This window comes from Sphingomonas sp. (assembly GCF_030145815.1).
GTDB lineage: Bacteria > Pseudomonadota > Alphaproteobacteria > Sphingomonadales > Sphingomonadaceae > Sphingomonas.
In genome coordinates this window covers 71,851-95,327 of the sequence record NZ_JAIXHL010000006.1, presented here as the reverse complement: position 1 = coordinate 95,327, position 23,477 = coordinate 71,851, and the positions used below count along the sequence as shown (strand labels likewise).

Here is a 23,477-nt window from a genome sequence, read left to right as displayed (position 1 = left end):
GGTTTGAGGGTTCAGGGAATCGAGACGATACGCGCATCGCCATAACCGCGCCGCGCGACATCCGCACGCGCGCGTTCGGCAGCGCTGGTGTTGGAATAGGGGCCGATCTGCACGCGGTAGACGCCGCCACCGGGTCGGACAATGCCGCCCAGTTCATCGGCGAGCGCGCGGGCGCGGGCAGCGCTGGAGAGTGCGGCGACCTGCACGAACAGGCCGCGCGTTGCGGCCTGTGTGGGGCGCGGGGTTGGGCGTGTCGCCGGGCGAGTCGGGCGTTCCGCCGGGGTTGCGAGGGGTTCGCGCGGGGTATCGCCAAGGCGGCGGCGCAATCCCGCAAGCAACGCTGGCGGGGCATCGGCGCGCATCGGCGCAGCCTGGCCGGCGGCGAGCAGGGTCGCATCCTGACCGGTCACGGTAACGCGGCGGACGCGGACGGGCGGATTGCCGCTGACGCCCAGCTGACGCGCCGCCCCGCCCGACAGCTCGATGAGGCCATTCCCCTGCCCACGGATCAGGATCAGGATCGTCTTGCCGCTGTCGAGCGCTGTCACCTCGGCATGGCTGCCCTGCGGCAGTACACCGCTGAGCGCGAACACGCCCTCCCCTGCGCCCGCATAGCCGGCATAGCCGACGCGGTCATAGCGTTCCTCGCCGGGGCGCAGGCGCGAGCTGCCTTGCGGGCCCTCGCCGGTCGCGGGGCTACCTTCGGGCGCGCCATAGCCTGCGCCGGGGCCAGCCGGAGCCTCAACCTGCGGCGCGGCGGGTGCCGGCGGCAGTTCCTCCAGATCATCGCCCCCGCCAAATCCGCACCCGCCAAGCAACGCGGCCATGGCGATGACCCTAATGTTCGACTTCATCGGCCAGCAGCCCCACCGAAAGCGCATAGAAATTCGAGCAATTATAATCGAGGATCACGCGGTAATTGCCGGTGAGCAGATAGGCGGTCTTGCCCGGCCCGTCCGGCTCCAGCAGCGTCGCCTGAATATGGTCGGCCGGCCAGCTGCCCGATTGCGGCACGATGCCGAGCGCGCGCCATTCGGCCATGCTGCGCCATTGCGAATGCCGCTCGAACACCCGCGTGCAGCGCGTCGGGACGGTGCGGTTGACCAGCGACGCGCGATCAAGGCTAGCGGGCACATTGACCGCGACGCCCCAGGGCTGGCCTGGGCGCCAGCCCGCCGCGACGAAGTAATTGGCAATCGACGCCAGCGTATCCGCCTCGTTCGACCAGATGTTCGCGACTCCGTCGCCGTCACCGTCGCGGGCCAGACGCAGATAAACCGACGGGAGGAACTGCGGATAACCGAACGCGCCGGCCCAACTGCCCTTGAGCTGTTCGCGCGGGACGCCGCGATTGACCATCTTCATCGTCGCGATGAACTCGCCCGCGAACAGGTTGCGGCGGCGCCCTTCATAGGCGAGCGTGGCGAGGCTGGGCGGAAGGTCGAACCCGCCAGTATAGGCGCCGTAATTGGTCTCATGGCCGAAGATCGCGACCATGATCGATTCGGGAACGCCGGTCTCGCGCTCGACCCGCTCCAGCTTCGATCGCAGGCGGCGATAGGTTTCGCGCCCGCGATTGATCCGCGCGGCGTCGACATGGCGCGCCTTGTACGGCGCGAAATTGGGGATCGGGCCGGTCGAGGTGCCACCCGGCTGGTCGCGGTCGAGTTCGACCACGCGCGGATTATAGGTCAGCGAAGGCAGCACCGCATCGAGCGTCCGCGCGCTCACGCCCTCGCGCAGCGCCTGTTCGCGCAGCGGGCCGTTGATATAGGCCTGAAACCCCGCCTCATCCTGCGCCACCGCAGGCGCGCCGCCGACGCCGAGCGCCAGAACCGCCGTTCCGACCAAGATGAAGCGCCGTACATGGCCTGTGAAATTCCGCATGGGCCATTCTCTGCCACAGGGCGCGGCGGGCATGAACCCCCTTGGCAGCGGAATTTGCGCCCTCTTGCGGAAAACACGCCGAACAGCCTAAGGCGCAAGCCGCGCGGAAGGGTGGCCGAGTGGTTTAAGGCAGCGGTCTTGAAAACCGCCGTAGGTGCAAGCCTACCGTGGGTTCGAATCCCACCCCTTCCGCCAATTTCCACATTAAGCGACTGATATTGCGGGGAAATATCTTTCGCAGAGATTTCGGTCCCACTGTCGGTCCCATTTTCATTCTGGCTGAAATTTGGTTTCGGCGAGATGTCTCGCATGTTTCGGCTCATGGGCCGCAATCCGACGGACGGCTCATAGACGCCAACCATGGTCGCTCGCGCCCAGCGAGCTTTGCGGTCGGCTTTAGAAGGAAAATTCGAGACCGATCAGTGGGGCGTGGCCGACCGTGTCGGTGCCCCCCTTCTCGAAATCCTGCTGGCGCAGATAGGCCGCGCTGACCGACAGGCGATCGCTAATGCGATAGGCAACGCCCAACTGCGACCGGAGTCCGGTCACCCCTTCGTCTCCATCAATGCTCGTGCTCCGCAGTGTGACAAACAGCTCCGCGTCGCTCTTCAATGCCCATTTTGCGGCGTCGTCCAAAGGCACGGACACGCCCAGCCGTGGACGGAGCCGCAAGCCCATCCGGTCGGCATTATCGACGAAGCGCTGCTCGACCCTCAGGCGGGTGCGCAGAATGCCATGGCTGGTCGATAGCTGCTGGATCAGCCGGGTTTCATCTCGCCCACCGTCGTTGATGCGGCGTTCGAACGCGGCGCTCAACGTGACGTTGCCGGCCACCTTCTGATTGAGCCACAGCCGGCCGAAATAGGTGTCGACGCGACCGTCCCCGGCGTCGCGCAATCGCTGCGCCGTTTCGATCTCCAGGCCGGTATTGTCGTCAAGGTCGACGCTGACCGACGGATTGAGCCAGAACTCGAACCCGTCATCATTCTGCGCCAGCGCGGGCGCGGGGAGTGCGGCGATCGCACCGGCGACAAGGAAGGCAATAAATCGTGGCACGCGTAACTCCATGTCCGAATGAGGGTGGGCAGGTCAGACCGCGACCGGGGAAGGCATCGCCAGCAATGTCGCGACATAGGCCGCATAGGCGGTCACCAGCAGCGCCCCGGCGAGGCGCCCGAAGCGTCGCCATGCGATCGCGACGACCAGAATGATGAACGCGGTCGCAAGCGCGACGCCCAGGTCGAGCGGAAACAGGTCGGGCGGCACGCCAGCCGGGCTCAACAGCATCGTCGCGCCCCCGATGCCGAGAATATTGTAGATGTTGGAACCGACGACGTTGCCAAAGGCGATCTCGCCCTCGCCCCGTCGCGCCGCAACGACCGATGTGACGAGTTCGGGTAGCGAGGTGCCGATCGCCACGATGGTCAGCCCGATGATCGTTTCGCTCAGTCCGGCGATCGTGGCGACGTCGATCGCGCCGGTGACGAGGAAGCGTGCACCGGCCATCAGCATTGCCAGTCCGACGATGAGCAAGGCGACCGCCCGCCACCAGCCGCCTTCGGTCCGGTGCAGCTGGCGGTCGGTCATCTCCAGCGCCTGCTGACGGTCATAGGCTGCCGTATGGACCGCTTCGGGCACCACCACGCGCTCGTCGCGATAACAGCGCGCAATGTACGCGATTAGCGCCGCCAGCATGGCAACACCGATCCAGGCGCCGTGCCATCCGGACCAGCCGAGCGCGACGAGCAGCCCTGTGGCGGCAAGACAAACGCCGGTATCGCGCAGCAGACTTCCGCCACGCAGGACGACCGGCGTGATCAGCGCCGCGAGGCCGAGAATGACCAGCGTGTTGACGATGTTCGATCCGACGATGTTGCCCCATGCGATCGACGGCGACCCTGCCAGCGCGGCCTCGACACTGGTCATGAGTTCGGGCGTCGACGTCCCGAAGCCGACGATGACCAAGCCGACGATCAATGGGGTCACGCCTGCCTTCTCGGCGAGCCGGACGGCACCGCGCACCAACAGCTCGCCGCCCAGGAGCAGCGCGACCAGGCCGCCGACAAGCAGGGCGATGGTTTCGGTCATGGGCGTGGTTTCACCGACAGGGTCGCGCGCAGCGAGAGGGCACCAATGTGGCGCGAGATCGCCCCCGTCCCGACCGGACCCACTGCCGCGCGGCCTGCCGATGGATCAGAAGCGGTAGGAAAGGCCGGCACTGATCACCCAGGGGTTGAGGTCATGCTCGCTCTGCAGCGCGACCGCGTTGCCGGCCCGAAAGGTCGCGGTGGTTCCAACGAAATAGCGTTTCGCGTCGAGCGACAGGCCAAGCCCGCGGTCGTTGAGCGCGATGTCCACCCCGCCCTGGACCAGGAACCCGAATTCGTCCGACAGGTCCACGTCGGTCGCGCCAAGCGTGGCCGCGTCGGCACCCACGCCTTCGCTGAAGATGAAGAAATGGGTTACGCCCGCACCGACATACGGCTTGATACCGCCACCCAGGCCGACATGATATTTGGCCGTAAGGCTGGCGGGCAGGATGATCGCGTCGTCGATCAGATCGGCACCTGCAAGCGCCCCGGCACCGCGCACATCATGCGGAGTCACGCAGCAGATCGTCTCGATCGAGACGTTCGGCGTGACGAAATACTCGATCGCCACGGTCGGGATCACCGAATCGGACGCCTCGGTCTGCGACCCGGCGGGCAGGCCAATCCCGTCGCTGACGACTCGCGTGATGGCACCGTCGGGCAGAACGGCGGTCAGGAAGCCCTTGATCTGGATATCGCCCGCTTCCTGGGCGGATGCCGGGGCCACTGCCGCGACCGCGAGTGCAGCACCGGCCAGCGGCAGGATACGCTTCAACATGGATACAAATCCTTCCGGAATGCACGCCACCGGCGTTCGATTCAGCGCGGGCGTGTCAGTAATGGGGGTGGTCCGGCCCGTTGCGCGGCAACCCAAGACAGGGGAAGGCTGCAGCGCGAGCGAGCCGGACCGGGGGGGCTCAGTTCGCCTGATAGGGCAGCGACGAATGGTGCAGGACGATGCGCAGCTTGCCGTCGTTGCCGCGGCTATAACCCCAGGTCTTGTCGACCGTGGTGCGGTTGCCCTTGGCATCGATCACCGTGACATTGCCCATCGAGATCGCGGTATTGCCCTTGAGCAGGATGGCGGCATTGTCGATCTCGAAGGAGCGCCAGCCCTTGATCGCGAAGCCGCTGTCGCCCTTGAACCGCGGGTTCCCGCCGACGAAATAGGCGATCGCTCCTTCACGTTCCGTCCGGAAGGTCTGGGGCGCGGCGGCCAGCGTTGGTTTGAACAGGACCGGGCCCATCTGGTAGCCATAGGCGCTGTCGACGACCTGCTCGGCCAGTTGCTTGGCGGCGGCAAAGCCCTTGGTGTCATATTCGGTGGCAATGGCGACGAGCGCATTGCCCCATGCCTGCTGGGCGGCGCGGACTTCAGCTTCGGTAATCGGAGCCTGCGCTGCGGCGGTCATGGACGATGCGCCCTTTGCGGCCGGTTCATTGGCGAGCGCCGGGGTGCCGATCAGGGCAGCCGGAAGGGCCGCAGCGAACGCCAGAGTCTTGAGGTTGAAGGTCTTCATCATCGGGTTCCTTTCGGATCATCGTCGCGAGGGCCGATCCGCAAGGCGAGATATTCAGCCCTGCGGTTGGTCCGTATCCGTGAAATAGCCCGACGCCGGTCCGCCCAAATCCGCCGCATGGCGGGCCTTCCGGCCTAGGCCGGATGGCCTATGCGTTTTTCGGAGGGGGATGTATCTGGACGGGGTGCACAGTCGTTCCTCGCCCTTGCCGATCCAGATCGGCACCGTTGCGGAGATGCGCGATCTCTATCGCGCCGCCGAAGCGCGCGCGGCACGGATGCGCCTGCTCACCGTGAGTGGGCAGGAACTGGCCGACGCCGACCCCACCAACATCGCCGAGCGTCTGGTCCGATCTGCCGACCGCCTCGCCTTTTTTCTCGGCAGCCGCGATGCCCAGGTGATCGAGGGCGATGGCGCAGAGGGCATTGCCATTGTCGCCCCCGGTCCGGCGCGCAAACCCGTGGCACGATTCCGCGTCGACGGAATCGCAAGCCTCGACGCGATTGAGGATATCGAAGACCGGGAAGCAGTGGCGATGCATCTCGAACTGCTGGGCGCGACCATCGACCGCATCCAGCGCGAGCGTGAACGTGGCGCCCTGCTGGCTACCCTGCGGGAGCGCGAGCAGCGGCTCGAGCACATGGTCGGCCGGATGTTCTCGGCACAGGAAGAAGAGCGCCGTCGGGTCTCGCAGGAGCTGCACGACGGGGTTGCACAGACCGCCACGGCATTGGCGCGGATTCTGGAAGGCGTCGGCGAAGGCCAAACCGAAGCGCTTCCCGCTGCGGAGCGGGATCGGCTCGCGGGGATCGCGCGCGCGCTCGTGCGCGAACTGCGCGCGGTCATCGGCGGCTTGCGCCCGACCCTGCTGGACGATCTCGGTCTGCAGGCTGCGCTACGTTCTCTGGCGGACGGCCTTGAAGAGGACGGGTATCAGGTTTCCTTCTGCATGACCGACGATGCGTCGCGGCTGTCTCCGACCGTCGAGATCGCCCTGTTCCGGGTTGCTCAGGAAGCGATTGCCAATGTCCGCAAGCATGCCGGCGGTCCCTGTGCCGTCGCCATCGCGCTTCGGATCGAGACCGGGCACCTGCGCTTGCAGATCCGCGACAGCGGCCGTGGGCCGAGCGATCGCCTGGACGCTGGCGCAGGAGCCAGGCCGACCGGTCGCCATGTCGGCATCGACGTCATGCATGAACGAATGAGCGCAATCGGTGGGCACCTCGAATGGTCGGCAGGCGCCGACGGTGGCGTGACCGTTACCGCGCATCTGCCGGAATCCGCCTGACCGTGGCCGGTCCGCGAATCCTGATCGTCGACGACCACCAGTTGGCGCGTGAGGGGCTGCGCGCCGTGCTGGCCCAGAGCGGTGTCGACGTCGTCGGCGTCGCGTCCAGCGGGGAGGAGGCGATCGATCAGGTGCGTTTGCTTCATCCCGACGTCGTCCTGATGGATGTGCGTCTTGGCAGCGGGATCGACGGGCTGGAAGCGACCCGCCGGATCGCCGCGCTCGACACCGCGACTCGGATCCTGATGCTCACCTTGCACGACATGCCGGCCTATGTGCGCGAGGCGCTCGCGGCGGGTGCGGCCGGCTATGTGCTCAAGGACACCGCGATCGGCGACCTGATCGCCGCGATCGATCAGGTGATGGCGGGCAACTCTGCGGTCCCACTGGCTCTGGTCAATGCCGCGATGCGGGCGCCTGCGCTACCGCAGCGCGATGCCGACATCTCGCGCGTGCTCACGTCACGCGAACAGGAGGTGGTGGCATTGGTGGCCCGCGGGCTCACCAACAAGGAGATTGCGCGGGAGCTGGCGATCAGCCCGGCGACGGTCAAGGCGCATGTCGAGCGTGTCATCGGCAAGCTTGGCGTCGCCGACCGCACACAAGCCGCCGTGCTGGCGGCGCAGATGCGCCCGGCAGGGCTGTAGAGCGCAATGGCACCAGCCCCGGCCAAGCCGTTACTGCGCTTCTGGAGCAACCGTCCGCTCGCGCTGAAGGGGCTGGTGGTGGTCGCGCTGCCGCTGGCCATCCTGCTCGTTGCGCTGATTTCGCTCTATCTTGCCAGCAACGCCGAAAAGCGCGCCGAGGACGATGTCCGCCGCGCGTTCGCCATTCAGCGCGACACCTATCAGGTTCACGCCCTGCTGGCCGAAGCGGCGGCCGGCGTACGCGGCTTTGCGCTGACGCGAGAGGAACGCTTCCTGGCGCCGTACCGCAAGGCAGAGGCGGAGATTCCGGTCACGATGGAGCGGCTCGATGCGGCGATCCGCGACCCGATCGTGCGGCGCGATTTCCAGAATCTCAGCGACCTGACCGCGCGCAAACGCGACGGCCTGCGGCAGATCGTCGCTTTGACCGGTCCGGCGCGCACCGGCCCCGGCGCTGCAGCGTTGACCGATGCGCTCGGGTCCAACAAGTCCGTGTTGGACAGGATGCGTGAAGCGATCGACGCCATTCAGCGGCGCGAGGCGGTCCTGCTCGAACAGCGCCAGAAGCGCGTCGAACTGGTGCGCCGACAGTTCCTGACGCTTACCGCGATCAGCGCGCTGGTGGGGTTGCTTGGCAGTCTTGCGGCCGTATACCTTTTCTCCACGGGCATTGTCCGCCGGGTCCGCGCGCTTGAGGACAATGCCGAGAGCCTCGCGCGGGGCGAACCGCTCACTGCCCTGCCAGAGGAAACCGACGAAGTCGGCCGTCTGGCCGAACGCCTGGTCCGCGCCAGCGCCCTGTTGCGCGCGCGCGAACAGGATCTGGTCGAGAGCGAGGAACGGTTCCGCCTCGTGGTCGAGCGGGTCCGCGACTATGGCATCTTCGCGCTCGATCCCGATGGCGTGGTGGCCAGCTGGAACCTGGGGGCCGAGCGCATCAAGGGCTGGAGCGCCAAGGAGATACTGGGCCAGCATTTCAGCCGCTTCTATCCGTCCGAAACCCGCGCGTTCCTGCCGGCACACATGCTTGAACGGGCGCGGCGCGAAGGATCGGCAGAGGACGAAGGCTGGCGGGTTCGCAAGGATGGTTCGCGCTTCTGGGCGAATGTCGTCATCACCGCGCTGCGCGATGCCACCGGCACGCTGCGGGGCTTTGCCAAAGTCACCCGCGACATGACAGAACGTCGCGCGGTCGAGGATGCGCTGCGCCGCGCGCGCGAGGAAGCGATTGCGGCGAGCCTGGCCAAGAGCGAGTTCCTCTCACGAACCAGCCACGAGCTGCGCACGCCGATGAACGCAATTCTCGGCTTCGGGCAGTTGCTGGAGATCGACGCCGATGAATTTCCCGAGCGACACAAGGCGGCGATCACCCAGATCACCAAGGCCGGGCGTCATCTGCTGTCGCTGATCAACGATCTGCTCGACATTTCCAGCATCGAGGCCGGCAGCACGGAATTGCAGATCGAACCCGTGGTCATCGCCGATCTGCTGGCCGAGGTGCACCAACTCGCCGCACCGCTCGTCGCGAATGCCGGGCTGGAATTCCGGCTCGAGCAACCCGCAGCGGCGATGACGGCCAGCGCCGACCGGCGACGCGTGGTTCAGGTCATGCTGAACCTCATCGCCAATGCCGCCAAATATGCGGCATCGGGGAATTTTGTGAGCCTTGCCTGCAGCGCCGAACATGGGTGGATACGGATCCAGGTGGAGGACGACGGGCCGGGTATCCGTCCGGGAGAAACGTCGCGTCTCTTTACGGCATTCGATCGCCTGGGGCAGCAGGATCGCAGCAGGATCGAGGGCACCGGCCTGGGGCTGGCGCTGTCGAAAAGTCTTGTCGAATCGATGGGTGGCAAGATCGGCTACCAGGCGCTGCCCCGGGGATCGCGTTTCTGGTTCACGCTTCCAGCCAAATCCTGAACGATTGCCCCCAATGTCATCGACGCTGACGCGCTAATGAAAAGGCCAAGATCATGCCCTCTCGCCTAATCGAAACCGCTGAAATCCTGTCGCGGCGCATTCTCGCGATCGATGACGAAGAGGCAAATGTGCTGTTGCTGCGCAGCGTGCTCGAGCGGGAGGGCTATCGCGACATCCACACCCTGACCGACCCGACCGCGGCGGCCGCGGCCTATTCCGATCTGGCACCAGACATCGTCCTGCTTGACCTGATGATGCCTCAGGTTGACGGCTTCCAGTTGCTTGAGGCCTTTGCGCGTCACGACCGGGCTGACGAGTATCGCCCGATCCTGGTGCTAACCGCCGACACCACCCTTCATGCGCGCCGGAGGGCTTTGGCGCTAGGCGCGAAGGACTTCGTCTCGAAGCCGTTCGACGTCATCGAGGTGGCGCTGAGAATCAGCAACTTGCTCGAAACGCGGATTCTGTATGAGCGGATTAAAGGTCAATGAAGGGTTGTCCGGAGTTGGGCCGTCACCAGCCTTTCCGCTTTTGGGAGCGGCAGTGGGGAAAGCCGACGCAGGACAGCCGATCGCGCCAGAACTCCGTTCTGAACAACACGACCGTCTTCCGCCCGCTTCTACGGCTATGGCATCAAAGCCAACACCGATTGGAAGAAGACGCTCGGCTCCGAATGGCGGCAGTATGAGAAGACCTTTCCCAATCTTCAGAAGTCGAAGATCGATATCGTCAGCCTGGAGTCTCAGTGCTCGGGCGTGCCGATGGACCTGATCGAGCTCATTCGCGGCAAGAAGGTGATGGTCGGGGCGATCGACGTGGCAACCGACATGGTCGAGATGCCGGAGGAGGTAGCCCACCCCTTCCGCCAGCTGGCCGCTTCGGACCGAGCCCGCAGATCGGCGGAGCCTTTCCGGCCCCACCAACCTTACAAACCGGCATCCTAGTCCGGATTGACCGGATATTCGCCCTCGCTGCAAATATAATAGCCCATCACCAGATAGGGCTGAAGATTGGGGTGCGGTTCGACGGATTGTGCGGCCGTGCCGTAAGCGACCGAAACATTCATCCCCAATTGGGTCTTGTCGCTCGCGCTCAACGGCGGCGTATCAAACGCGGCAATGGTCTTGGCCGCGCTGGTCATCGCCCGGCTCAACAGTGAAGCCCCAACCCCGTTGGTTGCGCCCGCGACGCTCGTCATGCCCGTTATCGATGCCCCGGACAGCTTGGCATTGAATTGGTGGTTGTGCGACGGGGCCTGTGCGCTGGTCAGGGTCACCGTTTCCTGCCCCACCTTTGCGGCAAACACGAATGGCTGGCTTGTCGGGGAGGACGCGCCGGCGTTCACCGGTATACGTCCGTTCAAATTGGGGAGATTGAAGTAATTCCGGCCATCGCCACCAAACCGGTTGCTCAACAGCGCGTACAGCGGCTCGTTACCACGGATGGTCACTTGCTGACCATTGCATGCCAACCACCCGATCGGCGCATAGCCATAGGGAAACATGCGAATTTCACCAATAAATGCGTCTGCCATGACGGCCTCCCGAAGCTCAGTTAATTGGCGTAATCTGGGTACAGCCCCTGGACGGCGATCGCGTAGGACAGCACCAGGCTCGGCTGGACGTTGGGATGCGGTTGGTTCCCGCCGCCGGCGACCATGACCGTTTCGGCGTTCGTTTGCAGAACGGTGCCGGCTTGCGTCTGGTTGCAATAATAATAATTCCCGTTGACGTCACCGGGGGCCAAGTTGGCGCCCGGCGTCAGGCTGGACGCGCTTGTCTTGGTCACGGACACGGTATGGGAATGCGGCGGCACGGTCGCGGATGTCAGCTGCACCTGTTCGACCCCCGCCTTGGTCCCCAGCGCATAGGTCGATCCGCCCGGCAGCGTGCCATAGTGTACCGGCGTGCGACCGCGCAGATCGGGAAGGTTGAAGGTGTTGACGCCGTCACCGCCATAGGTGGTGCCGATCAGCGCGAACAACGCCTGATACTCTGACACGCGCAACGAACGGCCGTCGCACGGCATGAAATTGGCGGGTGCATATTGGTTGAAAGCGAACAGGCGAATCTCGCCGACAAAATATTCTGCCATGGGTTCCTCCACGGATGAGGGGAGACGACGTCAGTTGCGCGATGGCCACAGGCCTTGGGTCGCGATGCAGATCTGCAGGCCCAGAACCGGCTGGCGATTTTCATGCGGACCGCCGCCGCCCGATTGCGTGATCGTCGAACTATGCAGCGGCACCCAGTTGGCGTCGGTGGGTGATGTGGGCGCGGGCGCAAACAGGCTGAACGGCTGTGCCGCCGCGGTTGCCGTTGCGACTCCGATATAGTTGCCCGCTGGTGCCTGAGCCGTTGTCGTGGTCGACCGTGACGCGACGATCGCGTGGATGTGCGGCGGTGTTTGCGCCGCGGTCAGGGTGACCGTTTCAGCCCCTCCGGTTTTGCCGAGCTGGAACATGGTTGCGCCCGGATCAGCTTGCCCGGTGCCAATGGCCACGCGTCCGCGCAGATCGGGCAGTGCGAAATTGACCTTCCCATCCCCGCCGAAGGTGTTGCGGATCAACGCGAATAGCGCCTGATATTGCTGAGCCGTCAGCAGCTGGCCATTGCAAGGCAGCCAGCCCCGCGGAACGCCTCCGAACGCAAAAACCCGCAACTCACCCAAGAAGTTATCTGTCATTACACTCTCCTCCGACCGATGGGGTTCGACATGTTCCGGATAAACGAGGCGTATTACAGGCCTGTTCAGGTAAGCGGTTGATGTGCTTTAATATGTTCAGTTCAAAATAGCTGACATTGCATCAGCCCGAGCGGAATCGCCGCGTTCGTTTGACTTTACTCGGACGCCGATTGACCAGAATCTTCGAAAAGTTCCGGACACAGGTTTGATGTGAACGCGAGCTCGGTGCGAGTATGAGCATGCAGCTCAGTTTTTGCCAAGCGCTTTCACGGGCATGAATTGATCCGTGCCTGACCTGATCTTGCTAGGCGACCGATTTACTACGCACAGCGCAATAGTGCCGACCAGTCGTTCGGCTGTTTGCCCATAGACGGGCCGTACAAAGTTAAGCGACGCGCATGCAGCGGTCGCTGAGGGATAGCTTCGATTTGGATGCGAAATAGCGCTGTATGGCGCAGTATGGACCCGCAAAAATGCGCGCGGGGCCTCAGCCCCGCCCGATCAACCGCATCGCGATCCGGTCTGCCACCGCGCTCGCCGGATCGCCGGTGCGGTCGCTTTCGTCCCAGACTTCGTTCAACCGATCGGGGATGCGCGCGATGCGTGCTTCGACCTCGGCGCGGTCGCCTTGTCCGAGATATTCCAGGCCGACATTGATGATGCCGCCGGCGTTGATGACGTAATCCGGCGCGTAGAGGATCCCGCGCGCGTGGATGCGGGCGCCGTCGCCCTGCTTCGCCAGCTGGTTGTTCGCGCCGCCTGCGACGACCTTGCACTGGAGGGCAGCGATGCTGGCTTCCGTCAGGATCGCGCCGAGCGCGTTGGGGCTGAAGATCTCGGCTTCGACCGTGGCGATCGCATCGGCCGCAACGACGTCGGCGCCCAGTTCGGCGGCGAGCGCCTGCGCCTTGTCGGCGTTGACATCGGCCAGTGTCAGCTTTGCGCCATCGGCGGCGAGGCGGCGGGCGAGGCCGCCACCGACGCTGCCCACGCCCTGCACCGCAACATGCACGCCGGCCATCGAGTCGGCGCCCAGCGCACGCTTCGCCGCCGCCTTGACGCCGAGATAGATGCCGAGCGCGGTGAACGGGCCGGGATCGCCGCCCGCATTGCCGCCTGCGACGGGCAGGCCGGAGACATGACGGGTGCGGGTCGCGATGACCTTCATCCGCGCTTCGGACATGCCGACATCCTCCGCCGTGACGTAACGACCGCCGAGCGATTCGACCGCTTCGCCGAATGCGATCAGCTGCGCCTCGCTGATCGTCGCGCCGGGTTCGGGTGCAAGCACCACGCCCTTGCCGCCACCCAATGGCAGGCTGGCCATGGCGTTCTTGAAGCTCATGCCCCGCGACAGGCGCAGCGCATCGGTGATCGCGGCATTGCCATCGGCATAATGCCAGAAGCGCACGCCGCCCGCCGCCGGGCCGAGATTGGTCGAATGCACGGCGATCACCGCGCGCAGGCCGCTGGCAGGATCGGTGATGAGGTGAACCCCCTCATGCGCATCGAAATCGGGCAGGTCCCACACGGCAGTCATGGCACTTCCAGTCGGCTAACAATATTTCGAGGGCGCGACATATTCTTCCGCGCCGCTTTGCGCCAGCCTTAAATCACCGGTAGGGGAAATGGGGCGATCGACGGGACTTGAACCCGCAACCCCCGGCATCACAAGCCGGTGCTCTAACCAATTGAACTACGATCGCCGTGGAGTGGCGCGCTTAGCCGTGCGCCTGATCAGCGTCAAGCACCTGTCGTCATGCCATCAGCAGATGTGGGTGCGGAGTGGCCGTGACCGATCCGGCCGCTGCGGCCCGCGCGATCCGGATCGCCGCATCCACGGTAATCCGGCCTTCCCGCGCCAGCGCGCGTGCCGAAGCCGCCAGCGTCGGCGCGCGGACAAAGGCGTGCCGCGCGAGGATGGCGACATCGCCCCCTTCGGCCAGCAATCGGCGCAGGCCGGGATCGATGACGACCGACTCGAACAGCATCACGGTTCCGGAAAAGCCGTCATGGTCGCACGCCGCACACCCCATGGCGCGATAGATCACCGTGCCGGGATCGACCCCGAGCAACGCCGATTCGGACCCTTTCGCCTGAGCCGGGCGGCGGCAGGCCGGGCAGAGACGCATTTCGGTGCGCGCTGCAATCGCGACCCGCAGCGCAAAGGCGAGCAGATGCCGCTCGACCCGCGCTGCGCGCAGCCGTGCGATCGCCGCCATCGCATCGGGCGCTTCGATCCCGAGCACGATACGCACACCGCGCTGGGCGTGATCGAAGGCCGCTGCCAGCAACCCCCGGTCATCGCTCGGTCGGAGCAAAATCGCGTCGCAATCCATCCGTGCAGCGGCGTCGAGGTCGCCGCGGTCGGCGGCGATGTCGAGGACGTGCCGCTCGCCCGGCGCGGATGCGGCTGCGGCCATCGCGCGCGCCATCGCGACGGGATCCTCCGAGGCAATGACGATCACGCCGCCCGGCGCTAGCAGCTCGCGCTCGATCGCGGAGCGCATCGATCCGGGCATGCCGAGTTCGGCAAAGCCGCCCGCACCCGAATCGCGGTTGGACAGATCGATGACGACCCGCGCGCCGCGCCGGGTTGCATTGGGCAGCGCCTGCGCGGCTTCGAGCCATTCGGGGGTGGCGACAAGGCTGTGCACCGGGGCAAGACCGGACACGGCGCGGACCAGAATGCGAACGCGCTCGCCGTCATGCACCAGATGCACCGCCGGGATGCCGGCGGCGATCGCGGCTTGAACAAGTTGGTCGAGAGTATCGGCGTCGCCCATGTTGCTGCGCTATTGCGCAATTGTGACGGTTTGCCTGCGCTTCGGCGAATTTTTTAAGTCGGTGGCAGGCTCTGGATGCGCGCAACCGCTTCTGGCAGATACGCCGGATGATCGCCCCCTCCCCCGCCGCCGGATTTCCGATCGAGCCCGTGATCGAGCGCCTGACCGCCCGGCCGGGTGTGCAGCGGGTGCCGACGCCCAAGCTGACGCTGTTCATCCGCAAGGGGTTTCTCGACGCGGGATTCTGTGCCGAGTTGATGGCGATGATCGACCGCGACCGCCGCCCGTCGCTGGTTTCGGACTATAATGGCGATGCCGTGTTCCGCACGAGCGAAACCTGTGACCTGCCGGTCGCGAGCGACGCGTCGGTTCGGCTCGATGCGATGATCTGCGACTTTATCGGTCTCGATCCGGCGCATGGCGAGCCGCTGCAGGGACAGCGCTATGCCGTTGGGCAGGAGTTCAAGGCACACACCGATTATTTCGAGCCGACCGGCGTCGATTTCGAGAAATTCTGCGCGGTGTCGGGCCAGCGCACCTGGACGGTGATGATCTACCTCAACGCCGTCGAGGCCGGCGGCGCGACGCGGTTCAAGGCGATCGACAAGCTGGTTCAGCCCGAACCGGGCAAGCTCCTCGCGTGGAGTAATTTGCGGCCCAATGGCACGCCCAACCCGTCGACGCTGCACCATGCGATGAAGGTGCGCGCGGGGACCAAATACGTCATCACCAAATGGTTTCGCGAACGCCCTTGGGGCTGAACGGAAAAGGGCCGCCCCGGGGGGGGGGGGGCGGCCCTTTCCTCAGTCGATCGGCGTCGTTCAGAACTTCGCGCTGATGCCCAGCGAGAACTTCCGACCCACATCATAGGTGTTGGTGTCGGCGCGCACACCGTTCGCGAACGTCTGAAATTCCTGATAGCGCGTCTTGGTCAGGTTGCGGGCTTCGAGCTTCAGCTCGAACTCCGCGCCTGCCAGCTCGAAGCCCTGGCGCGCGACCAGGTCAACGGTCAGGCCCGGCTTTTCGATGATGTCGGGCAAGCGAACGCCCTCGACCACCGGACCGCGGTTGGTGACGCGCTCGCTCGCATAGTTGAGCAGCACGGTCAGCTGCGAGAGCGAGGCGGTATCCTCGAACCCGATCTGGAAGTTGACCAGATGATCCGACTGACCGACCAGCGGGCCGCCGTCGTTGAACAGCAGCGAGGCCTGCACCGGAGCGGCACCCAGGATCGGGCTAGAAACCAGCTCGTTACTGGCTTCGATCTCCGACTTGGTGTAGGTGTAGTTCGCGATCAGCACGAGCCGCTTGGTATCGAAGAAACCGCCGCCGAGCGTGTCGAGTGCGATATGCTTCTGCGCCTCGATCTCCCCGCCCCACAGCTTGGCGCTGGGTGCGTTCGAGAAGCCGGTCTGCAGCGAGGTCGATCCAGCCGCCACGAACGCCACCGCCTCGATCGGATTGTCGATCTTCTTGAAGAAGCCGGCAGCCGTGATGCGCTGATCCCGCGCGAAGAACCATTCGACGCGGGCTTCGGCGTTATACAGCTGTGAGTCGACCAGGAGCGGGTTGCCGAGGAACTGTCGGCTGCTTTCGAAATCCTGATACAGCTGCGGTGCCAGCTCGCGGAACTGCGGGCGGGCGATCGTCTTCGACCCGTGGACGCGCAGCTGCATGTCCGGGGCGAAGTTCCACGTCACCGTGGCTGCGGGCAGCCAATAGTCGTTGTCGAGGTTGGTCCCGGCAACCGCGCCGGTCGGCAGCACCTGCTGCTTGGCGGTTTCGTAGCGCACACCGCCCGACACGCGCAGGCCGTCGGCCAGTTCGGCCTCGCCCTGCAGATAGCCGGCATGGACCACCAGCGAGGCGTCATAGGCCGCCGCACCGGTGCCGGTCGATTCGTTGCGCAGCGTGATGCCGTAGGTCTGGATATTATAGTCCGACAGCAGATAGTCGGGACGCTGCTGCGCCACCGTCTGGTTCACACCGCCATTGTTCGGGCCGATGAAGCGGAAGAAATAGCGGTACGACTGGCGCTCGGTATCGGTGTACGCATAGCCGGCCGAAACGGTCAGCGGGCGATCGGTGTTGAACTCGTACGCCAGATCGATCGCACCGGTCCACAGATCCTCATTGAGGTCGCTGAACGCGATCGTCGCGCCGCTTGGGCTGTTCAACGTGTTGATGTAATCGTTGAACGTGTTGCTGTAGATGTAGCGGAACGCGCGCTCATAGGGTGCCTTGCGCTTGGTGTTGGCATAGGCACCGCGCAGGTCGACATCGACCGCACCGAAATCGAGTTCCGCGACGATCTGGCTGGTGAACAGCTGACGCTCGAACCAGTTGGTGTTCTGCGTCGCGAAGGTCGGCACGCCGAACGAACCCGGGATGCCGAAGTTTTCTTCGTCGAACTGGCCGATAATCGCCTGCTTCAGCGTGTCGTGGATATAGACATTGGTGAAGCGGATCAGATGCTCGCCGAATTCGAGGCCGACACCGAGCAGGCCGTTGGCGATGATGCGGTTGTCGGTGGTCACCTGGTTGCCGTCGCTGGCAAGGCCACCATTGGCGTCGACCGCCACCTGCTGCCGCTGCGCGCGCGTGCTCCAGCTGTTCGACAGACCGCCGGCACCGATCACGCCGATGCGCAGACCGCCGGTGTCGAAGGTCTTGGCGAAGCTGGTGCTGGCCGACCAGTTGGCCGGGATATGGTTGTTCTCGAACACGACCGTGGTCGGTGCGTTCGACAGCTGCATCAGCTGCCCAGCATCGGTCACCGACGTGCCATTGGCACCAGCCGCGAGGATGAAGCTCGGGATGCTGCGCTCGCCATCGTCATAGCCGAAGACATCGTAGCTGCCGCCGTCATAGGTGTAGCCGAGTTCACTGGTCGTCGCGGTGTCGAAACCGACCGATCCGCCGATCTCGAAAAAGCCCTCGCGCGGTGCAGCGCGCGTAGTGATGTTGATCGCACCGCCGCCGAACTCGCCGGGGTAATTCGGGGAATAGCTCTTCTGCACCAGCGCCGACCCGACGATGTTGGTCGGGAACAGGTCGAGCGGCACCACGCGGCGCAGCGGCTCGGGGCTGGGCAGCGGCAGGCCGTTAAGCAGCGACGAGGAATAGCGGTCGCCAAGGCCGCGCACGTACACAAAGCCGTTGCCGACGACGCTGAGGCCGGTGACGCGGGTCAGCGCGCCAGCGATGTCGCCTTCACCCGACCGCGCGATATCGGCGGCCGAGAGCACCGACACGACCTGTGGGGTCGTCTTGATGACATTGGGGATGTTGCGGCCGATGACGACGATCTCTTCGCTCGAGTCGCCGGCACCCGGGGCGGAGATTTCGACCTCTTCCTCTTGGGCGGCCTCTGCTTCCTGCGGCGCGGCTTCGGCGGTCGCATCCTGCGCAGCCTGGGCGAGCGCGTGCGGCGCGACGAGTTGCGAGGTCAGAAGCAGCAGACTTCCGAATGCGGTGCTCTTTTTCATCTTTGACGTCCGTTTTCAGAGGCTGGCGTTTGCAGAGGCTGACGCCTTCAAATGCCTGGTCCCGCCAAGGAAAACCGGAACCGGCGGCCCCTTTCCCGCCGGCTCCGGTAGTCGATCACGCTTCGATCAGGTGACCGGAACGGTGGTGCAGGCGCTGCCGGCCGCGCCGAAGTTCGCGCGGTTCGAGTTGCAGGTCCAGCCCTGGTACCAGGTGTCGGTCGGGCCGCTGACCGCGCCGATATAGCTGGTGGTCACCAGGAACGACGAACCCGACGGGTTGAGCAGCGCGGCGTTGTAGGCAGTGACCGCAGTCGCGCCGGTGCCGGGCAGATAGCCCGAGGTCAGTGCGTTGGCGGCGGTGCCGTTCTTGACGTTGTTGGTGCCCGCGTCGACCACGGCTTCCTGCTCGGCGTTGGTCACGGTGAAGCCGTTGACCGCCGTTTCGGCGCTCAGGGCACCCGTGCAGGCGAAGTAGTTCGAACGGAACACCGGCGGGCCCTGCTCGTCCAGCGTCGCGTCGGCTGCGCGGATCGTCGACTTGTCGGCGGTACCGGCCACGATGTTGAGGCACGGACGACCCGACACGATGATACCGTTGACGAAGCTGAAGTCCGCACCACCGCGCAGACGCAGACCGGCGTTGGTTGCGCTCGACGTGTGCACGAAGGTGAAGTTGGCGATGCGGCCATTCTGGCGCGGCAGCGCGTCTTCGCTGTTGTTGGAGTCGATCTCCATGACATAGTTATCGCTGGTGGTGTTCGACGGCTTCTGGATCGCAATCGCGAACTGGATGAAGCCCTTCCAACCCACATCACTGTCGATGCTGTCGTCATCGGCGCCGGTCACGACCCAGTAACGGCCGTTGTGCGTCCCGCCGAAGATTTCGATGCCGTCGTCCGAGCTGTTGTGGATCTGGATATATTCGATGCGGGTGCCGCTGCCGACGCCGCCGGTGGTGATGCCCTGAAGCTCGTTGTTCGGGCTGATGACGGTGCCCGAATAGCGAACCTGGACATAACGCAGCACGCCCGAGTTATCGCCCGGGGTCGCGCCACCATAGAGCGCGTTACCGGTGCCTTCGACCACGTTTTCGCAGTTGACGGTGCCGCCGGTCACGCCAGCGAGGTTGCAGTTCGAGATCGGCGCGCGACCGGCCAGGATGATGCCGCCCCACAGACCCTGCGACTCGTCGGTCACGCTGCCGGTCAGGTTCTGCTGTGCGGTGAAGATGATCGGCTGAGCCGTGGTGCCATCGGCGTTGATGGTCGAGCCACGGTTCACGACCAGGAAGTCGTTATCCGAGTTGGTGGTGTTCGCGTACACGATCACGCCCGGCTGAACGGTCAGGGTTGCGGCGGTTCCGCCGGTGCCCGAGCCACCACGATCGACGCCGACGTCGACGCGCCCGTTGATCTCATAGGCCACGCCCGGCAGCTTCTGGAGCGTAACGGCGGTGGTGATGAGCGAGGGGATGCGGCAACCGCGGAAGCTGCCGACGACGCCGGCATCGGTGAAGCCCGACGGGCAGCTGGCAGCCGGGGTACCCGGTGCAGGGGTCGGCGACGGCGTCGGCGTCGGAGCCGGGGCAGGCGCCGGCGCCGGGACGACGATCACGCCTTCGCCGGGCGAAGCAACGCTGGATGCGCCGTCGCAAGCGGCGAGCGTGGCGCCCGCGACGCTGGTCATCAGGATGAGGCTGATACGCTTGAAGTCGGCCATGAATTTCTCCGTTCCGGTCGATCCCGGTTTGCAGGATGATGGGCGAGCGCCCTGGATCGACTCGGAACATTCCCCCTGCCGATCACACGGGCCGCGCTAGGCCGCGTGCATGACGGGGGGATGGGATTTACGAGAAGCTTCGGTGACTTTGCGGTGACAGATTTGTGAAGTGGGTTACGAAGATATGACATTCAGCCGGTGCGCACCCTGCTACACCGTTGATAAATAGTGTTTTGCTGTACGTCGATCGCATCGGCATCTGGCGTCAACGGTCCGATCTGCCCCCGACGGTCGCGCGATCCAAGCCGAGTGTTGCCGCACCGCCACACCGCACTGATCCGAAACGCAAAAAGCCCGCCGGCACTGCCGACGGGCCTTTAGAATGGTGGGCGCGGCTGGGATTGAACCAGCGACCCCTGCGGTGTGAACACAGTGCTCTACCACTGAGCTACGCGCCCGAACCGGGGCCGGAATGGATCCGGCGAAGCTCGGCGCCGGGCTAGATCCAAAAGGACCGCCCGGCGGAGCGATGCCTCTAGAGAAGCGGTGGAGGCTTGTCCAGCCCCTTCCCCGCCCCGTTCGCGGCATCGAATGATGTGTTTAGTTGACCGCGTCCTTCAGGCCCTTGCCGGCCTTGAACTTCGGCTGCGACGACGCCTTGATCGTCATCGGCTCGCCGGTGCGCGGGTTGCGGCCGGTCGATGCCTTGCGCTTCGAGACCGAGAAGGTGCCAAAGCCGACCAGGCGAACTTCGTCGCCTTTCTTGAGCGCCGCGGTCACCGCGTCGAATACGGCCTCGACCGCCTTGCTGGCGTCACCCTTTCCGAGACCGGCGGTATCTGCGACCGTGGCGATCAGTTCCTGTTTGTTCATGCCCGTTGAACCCCTGCTTTTTTTGATAGGCGTGTAATGAAACCCGCTCGGCGCCGTAACGCCGGTGGGACAGGAAAACGAGTCCGCGCGCCCGTGTAAAGCGGAAAGCGGTATAAATACGGGGAAAGGACGGAAAAAGAGCCTTTATCCGCACTCAACCATCAATGGCGCAGCCCATCCGGTGTCGCTGCGGGCGGCACGACCGCCAGCTCGTCCGCCTCGGTCCAGTCGATCGCCGTCAGTGGGCCGGTCAGCGCCAGCTTCAGCACCTCATCGACATGCGCCACGGGGATGATCTTCAACCCCTCACGGATATTTGCCGGGATTTCCGCCAGATCCTTCTCATTCTCCTGCGGGATCAGCACTGTGGTGATCCCGCCGCGCAGCGCCGCGAGCAGCTTTTCCTTGAGCCCGCCGATCGGCAGCACGCGCCCACGCAGCGTGACCTCGCCGGTCATCGCCACGTCTTTGCGCACCGGCACGCCGGTCAGCGTCGAGACGATCGATGTGACGAGGCCGATGCCCGCCGACGGTCCGTCCTTGGGCACTGCGCCTTCAGGCAGATGGACGTGAATGTCCTTGCGCGCAAAGATGCTCGGCTTGATGCCATAGCTCGGGCTACGCGCGCGGATGAAGCTGAACGCTGCTTCGACGCTCTCCTTCATCACGTCGCCGATCTTGCCGGTGGTCTTGATCGCACCCTTGCCGGGCACGGTGACGCTCTCGATCGTCAGCAGCTCGCCGCCGACCTCGGTCCAGGCCAGGCCCGTGACCGCGCCGATCTGATGCTCCTCCTCGCCGATCCCGAAGCGATACTTCCGTACGCCTGCGAACTCGTGGAGGTTCTCCGGCGTCGCGCTGACCTGCACCGCCTTGCCTTCAAGGATGCGACGCAGCGCCTTGCGCGCGAGCTTGGCGATCTCCCGCTCGAGCGTGCGGACCCCGGCTTCGCGGGTGTAATAGCGGATGAGATCGCGCAGGCCGGCCTCGGTCAGCTCGAACTCGCCGTCCTTCAGGCCATGCGCGTCGATCTGCTTGGCGATCAGATGGCCCTTGGCGATCTCGACCTTCTCGTCCTCGGTATAACCCTCGAGCCGAATGATCTCCATGCGGTCGAGCAAGGGCTGGGGCAGGTTCAGCGAGTTGGCCGTTGTCACGAACATGATGTCCGACAGATCGACGTCGATCTCCAGATAATGGTCGTTGAACTTGCTGTTCTGTTCCGGGTCGAGCACCTCGAGCAGCGCCGATGCCGGATCGCCGCGGAAATCCTGGCCGAGCTTGTCGATCTCGTCGAGCAGGAACAGCGGATTGCTGGTCCCGGCCTTTTTCAGGTTAGTGACGATCTTGCCCGGCAGCGAGCCGATATAGGTTCGGCGGTGGCCGCGAATCTCGGCTTCGTCGCGCACGCCGCCGAGCGACTGACGGATGAACTCGCGCCCGGTTGCCTTGGCGATCGACTTGCCGAGGCTGGTCTTGCCGACGCCGGGAGGGCCGACGAGGCACAGGATCGGCCCCTTCAGCTTATTCGTGCGCGCCTGCACCGCGAGATATTCGATGATGCGGTCCTTGACCTTCTCAAGGCCGTAGTGATCCGCGTCCAAGACCGCTTCGGCCTCGACCAGATCCTTTTTCAGCTTCGACTTCTTGCCCCAGGGCAGGCCCAGCAGCACGTCGAGATAGTTGCGCACAACGGTTGCCTCGGCACTCATCGGCGCCATGGTCTTGAGCTTCTTGAGCTCCGCCTGCGCCTTGCCGCGCGCTTCCTTGCTGAGCTTCAGCGTGGCGATCTTCTGAGTCAGCTCGGCGACCTCGTCGCCCTCGCCTTCCTCACCCTCATTGCCCAGTTCGCGCTGGATCGCCTTCAGCTGCTCGTTGAGATAATATTCGCGCTGGGTCTTCTCCATCTGGCGCTTGACGCGCGAGCGGATCTTCTTTTCGACCTGCAGCACGCCGAGCTCGCCCTCCATGAAGGCGAACACCATTTCGAGACGCTTCTGGGGATCGTCCTCGACCAGCAGACTCTGCTTGTCGGCGACCTTGACCGCGATATTGCCCGCAACCGCATCGGCAAGGCGCGAGGCTTCCTCGATCTCGCCCAGCTGGACTGCGGTTTCGGCAGGCAGCTTGCGGTTGAGCTTAGCGTAATTCTCAAACTGCTCGACGACCGAGCGCATCAGCGCCTGGACTTCCTTGCCCTCGGCCACCTTGTCCGCGACCGGGGACACCCCGGCAGTCAGATACCCGCCCGCATCCTCGATCGACTCGAGCTTGCCGCGCTCCTTGCCGGCGACCAGCACGCGCACGGTGCCGTCGGGCAGCTTGAGCAGCTGCATCACCTCGGCCGAGACGCCGGTATCGTACAGGTCGTCGCGACCCGGATCGTCATTGGCGGGATCGAGCTGGGCGACGAGGAAAATCTCCTTGTCGGCGGCCATCGCGGCCTCAAGGGCGGCGACCGACTTGTCGCGCCCGACGAACAGCGGCACGATCATGTGCGGAAAGACGACGATGTCGCGCAGCGGCAGGACTGGATAGGAAGACTTCATGAACACTCCGGTGCTGCCCACAGGG

20 protein-coding genes, 3 tRNA genes and 1 pseudogene are annotated in these 23,477 nt (G+C 64.9%); 7 read left to right on the top strand and 17 right to left on the bottom strand.

Features of this window, described 5'->3' with window-relative positions:
* Positions 1 to 11: 11 nt before the first annotated feature.
* Positions 12 to 854 carry an SPOR domain-containing protein gene (locus tag KYX69_RS07065; protein WP_300495436.1) on the bottom strand — a complete coding sequence of 281 codons (843 nt, stop codon included), beginning with the start codon at positions 852 to 854 and terminating at the stop codon, positions 12 to 14.
* Positions 838 to 1,887: a lytic transglycosylase domain-containing protein gene (locus KYX69_RS07060; protein ID WP_300495433.1), complete on the bottom strand. Its 1,050-nt coding sequence runs from the start codon at positions 1,885 to 1,887 to the stop codon at positions 838 to 840. The genes KYX69_RS07065 and KYX69_RS07060 overlap by 17 nt, the downstream gene beginning before the upstream one ends.
* A 105-nt stretch (positions 1,888 to 1,992) precedes the next feature.
* On the opposite strand from KYX69_RS07060, the gene KYX69_RS07055 reads away from it, so the two are divergent.
* Positions 1,993 to 2,082, top strand: a tRNA-Ser gene (locus tag KYX69_RS07055).
* Positions 2,083 to 2,283: 201 nt separating this feature from the next.
* On the opposite strand, the gene KYX69_RS07050 is transcribed toward KYX69_RS07055, so the two are convergent.
* The 4 genes from KYX69_RS07050 to KYX69_RS07035 all read right to left on the bottom strand — a co-directional run bounded on the left by KYX69_RS07050 (position 2,284) and on the right by KYX69_RS07035 (position 5,497).
* Complete coding sequence (locus KYX69_RS07050) at positions 2,284 to 2,943, bottom strand: DUF2490 domain-containing protein (protein WP_300495430.1); 660 nt, start codon at positions 2,941 to 2,943, stop codon at positions 2,284 to 2,286.
* Between the two features lie 33 nt (positions 2,944 to 2,976).
* Positions 2,977 to 3,975: a calcium/sodium antiporter gene (locus KYX69_RS07045; RefSeq protein WP_300495427.1), complete on the bottom strand. Its 999-nt coding sequence runs from the start codon at positions 3,973 to 3,975 to the stop codon at positions 2,977 to 2,979.
* A 105-nt stretch (positions 3,976 to 4,080) separates the two neighbouring features.
* Complete coding sequence (locus tag KYX69_RS07040; RefSeq protein WP_300495425.1) at positions 4,081 to 4,755, bottom strand: OmpW family outer membrane protein; 675 nt, start codon at positions 4,753 to 4,755, stop codon at positions 4,081 to 4,083.
* Between the two features lie 139 nt (positions 4,756 to 4,894).
* Positions 4,895 to 5,497, bottom strand: coding sequence for a hypothetical protein (locus KYX69_RS07035; protein WP_300495422.1), 603 nt, complete (start codon positions 5,495 to 5,497; stop codon positions 4,895 to 4,897).
* A gap of 277 nt (positions 5,498 to 5,774) precedes the next feature.
* Here KYX69_RS07035 and KYX69_RS07030 point away from each other — a divergent pair, with 277 nt between their 5' ends.
* The 5 genes and pseudogenes from KYX69_RS07030 to KYX69_RS23180 all read left to right on the top strand — a co-directional run.
* A complete protein-coding gene (locus KYX69_RS07030; RefSeq protein WP_300495419.1) occupies positions 5,775 to 6,785 on the top strand; it encodes an ATP-binding protein in 1,011 nt (336 codons plus the stop codon).
* A 2-nt stretch (positions 6,786 to 6,787) separates the two neighbouring features.
* Positions 6,788 to 7,432, top strand: coding sequence for a response regulator transcription factor (locus KYX69_RS07025; protein WP_300495417.1), 645 nt, complete (start codon positions 6,788 to 6,790; stop codon positions 7,430 to 7,432).
* Between the two features lie 6 nt (positions 7,433 to 7,438).
* Complete coding sequence (locus KYX69_RS07020; protein ID WP_300495415.1) at positions 7,439 to 9,352, top strand: ATP-binding protein; 1,914 nt, start codon at positions 7,439 to 7,441, stop codon at positions 9,350 to 9,352.
* A 53-nt stretch (positions 9,353 to 9,405) separates the two neighbouring features.
* Positions 9,406 to 9,843, top strand: a complete 438-nt coding sequence (locus tag KYX69_RS07015; RefSeq protein WP_300495413.1) for a response regulator — start codon at positions 9,406 to 9,408, stop codon at positions 9,841 to 9,843.
* 129 nt (positions 9,844 to 9,972) lie between these two features.
* Positions 9,973 to 10,206 (top strand): annotated as a pseudogene (locus tag KYX69_RS23180) (methionine synthase); the annotation flags it as partial.
* Positions 10,207 to 10,292: 86 nt separating this feature from the next.
* Here the strand turns inward: KYX69_RS23180 and KYX69_RS07005 are convergent.
* From KYX69_RS07005 to KYX69_RS06980, 6 genes are all read right to left on the bottom strand, one after another.
* Positions 10,293 to 10,886, bottom strand: a complete 594-nt coding sequence (locus tag KYX69_RS07005) for a phage tail protein (RefSeq protein ID WP_300495407.1) — start codon at positions 10,884 to 10,886, stop codon at positions 10,293 to 10,295.
* Between the two features lie 20 nt (positions 10,887 to 10,906).
* On the bottom strand, positions 10,907 to 11,446 hold the full coding sequence (locus tag KYX69_RS07000) for a phage tail protein (protein WP_300495405.1): 540 nt from the start codon (positions 11,444 to 11,446) through the stop codon (positions 10,907 to 10,909).
* Positions 11,447 to 11,476: 30 nt separating this feature from the next.
* The gene (locus KYX69_RS06995) at positions 11,477 to 12,037 is read right to left on the bottom strand and encodes a phage tail protein (RefSeq protein ID WP_300495403.1); all 561 of its coding nucleotides are present in this window, start codon (positions 12,035 to 12,037) and stop codon (positions 11,477 to 11,479) included.
* Between the two features lie 487 nt (positions 12,038 to 12,524).
* Positions 12,525 to 13,577: a Glu/Leu/Phe/Val dehydrogenase dimerization domain-containing protein gene (locus KYX69_RS06990; RefSeq protein WP_300495400.1), complete on the bottom strand. Its 1,053-nt coding sequence runs from the start codon at positions 13,575 to 13,577 to the stop codon at positions 12,525 to 12,527.
* A gap of 89 nt (positions 13,578 to 13,666) precedes the next feature.
* Positions 13,667 to 13,743: transfer RNA gene (locus tag KYX69_RS06985), tRNA-His, on the bottom strand.
* Between the two features lie 51 nt (positions 13,744 to 13,794).
* Positions 13,795 to 14,823: a hypothetical protein gene (locus KYX69_RS06980; RefSeq protein ID WP_300495397.1), complete on the bottom strand. Its 1,029-nt coding sequence runs from the start codon at positions 14,821 to 14,823 to the stop codon at positions 13,795 to 13,797.
* A gap of 107 nt (positions 14,824 to 14,930) precedes the next feature.
* Between KYX69_RS06980 and KYX69_RS06975 the strand changes: the two genes are divergently transcribed.
* Complete coding sequence (locus KYX69_RS06975; RefSeq protein ID WP_300495395.1) at positions 14,931 to 15,584, top strand: 2OG-Fe(II) oxygenase; 654 nt, start codon at positions 14,931 to 14,933, stop codon at positions 15,582 to 15,584.
* Between the two features lie 60 nt (positions 15,585 to 15,644).
* On the opposite strand, the gene KYX69_RS06970 is transcribed toward KYX69_RS06975, so the two are convergent.
* From KYX69_RS06970 to lon, 5 genes are all read right to left on the bottom strand, one after another.
* Positions 15,645 to 18,311 carry a TonB-dependent receptor gene (locus tag KYX69_RS06970; protein ID WP_300495393.1) on the bottom strand — a complete coding sequence of 889 codons (2,667 nt, stop codon included), beginning with the start codon at positions 18,309 to 18,311 and terminating at the stop codon, positions 15,645 to 15,647.
* A gap of 126 nt (positions 18,312 to 18,437) precedes the next feature.
* Positions 18,438 to 20,030, bottom strand: a complete 1,593-nt coding sequence (locus tag KYX69_RS06965; protein WP_300495391.1) for a hypothetical protein — start codon at positions 20,028 to 20,030, stop codon at positions 18,438 to 18,440.
* Positions 20,031 to 20,413: 383 nt separating this feature from the next.
* Positions 20,414 to 20,488: transfer RNA gene (locus KYX69_RS06960), tRNA-Val, on the bottom strand.
* Positions 20,489 to 20,630: 142 nt separating this feature from the next.
* Positions 20,631 to 20,903: an HU family DNA-binding protein gene (locus tag KYX69_RS06955; protein ID WP_066656000.1), complete on the bottom strand. Its 273-nt coding sequence runs from the start codon at positions 20,901 to 20,903 to the stop codon at positions 20,631 to 20,633.
* Between the two features lie 161 nt (positions 20,904 to 21,064).
* Positions 21,065 to 23,452: an endopeptidase La gene (gene lon / locus KYX69_RS06950; RefSeq protein ID WP_300495384.1), complete on the bottom strand. Its 2,388-nt coding sequence runs from the start codon at positions 23,450 to 23,452 to the stop codon at positions 21,065 to 21,067.
* Positions 23,453 to 23,477 lie beyond the last annotated feature (25 nt).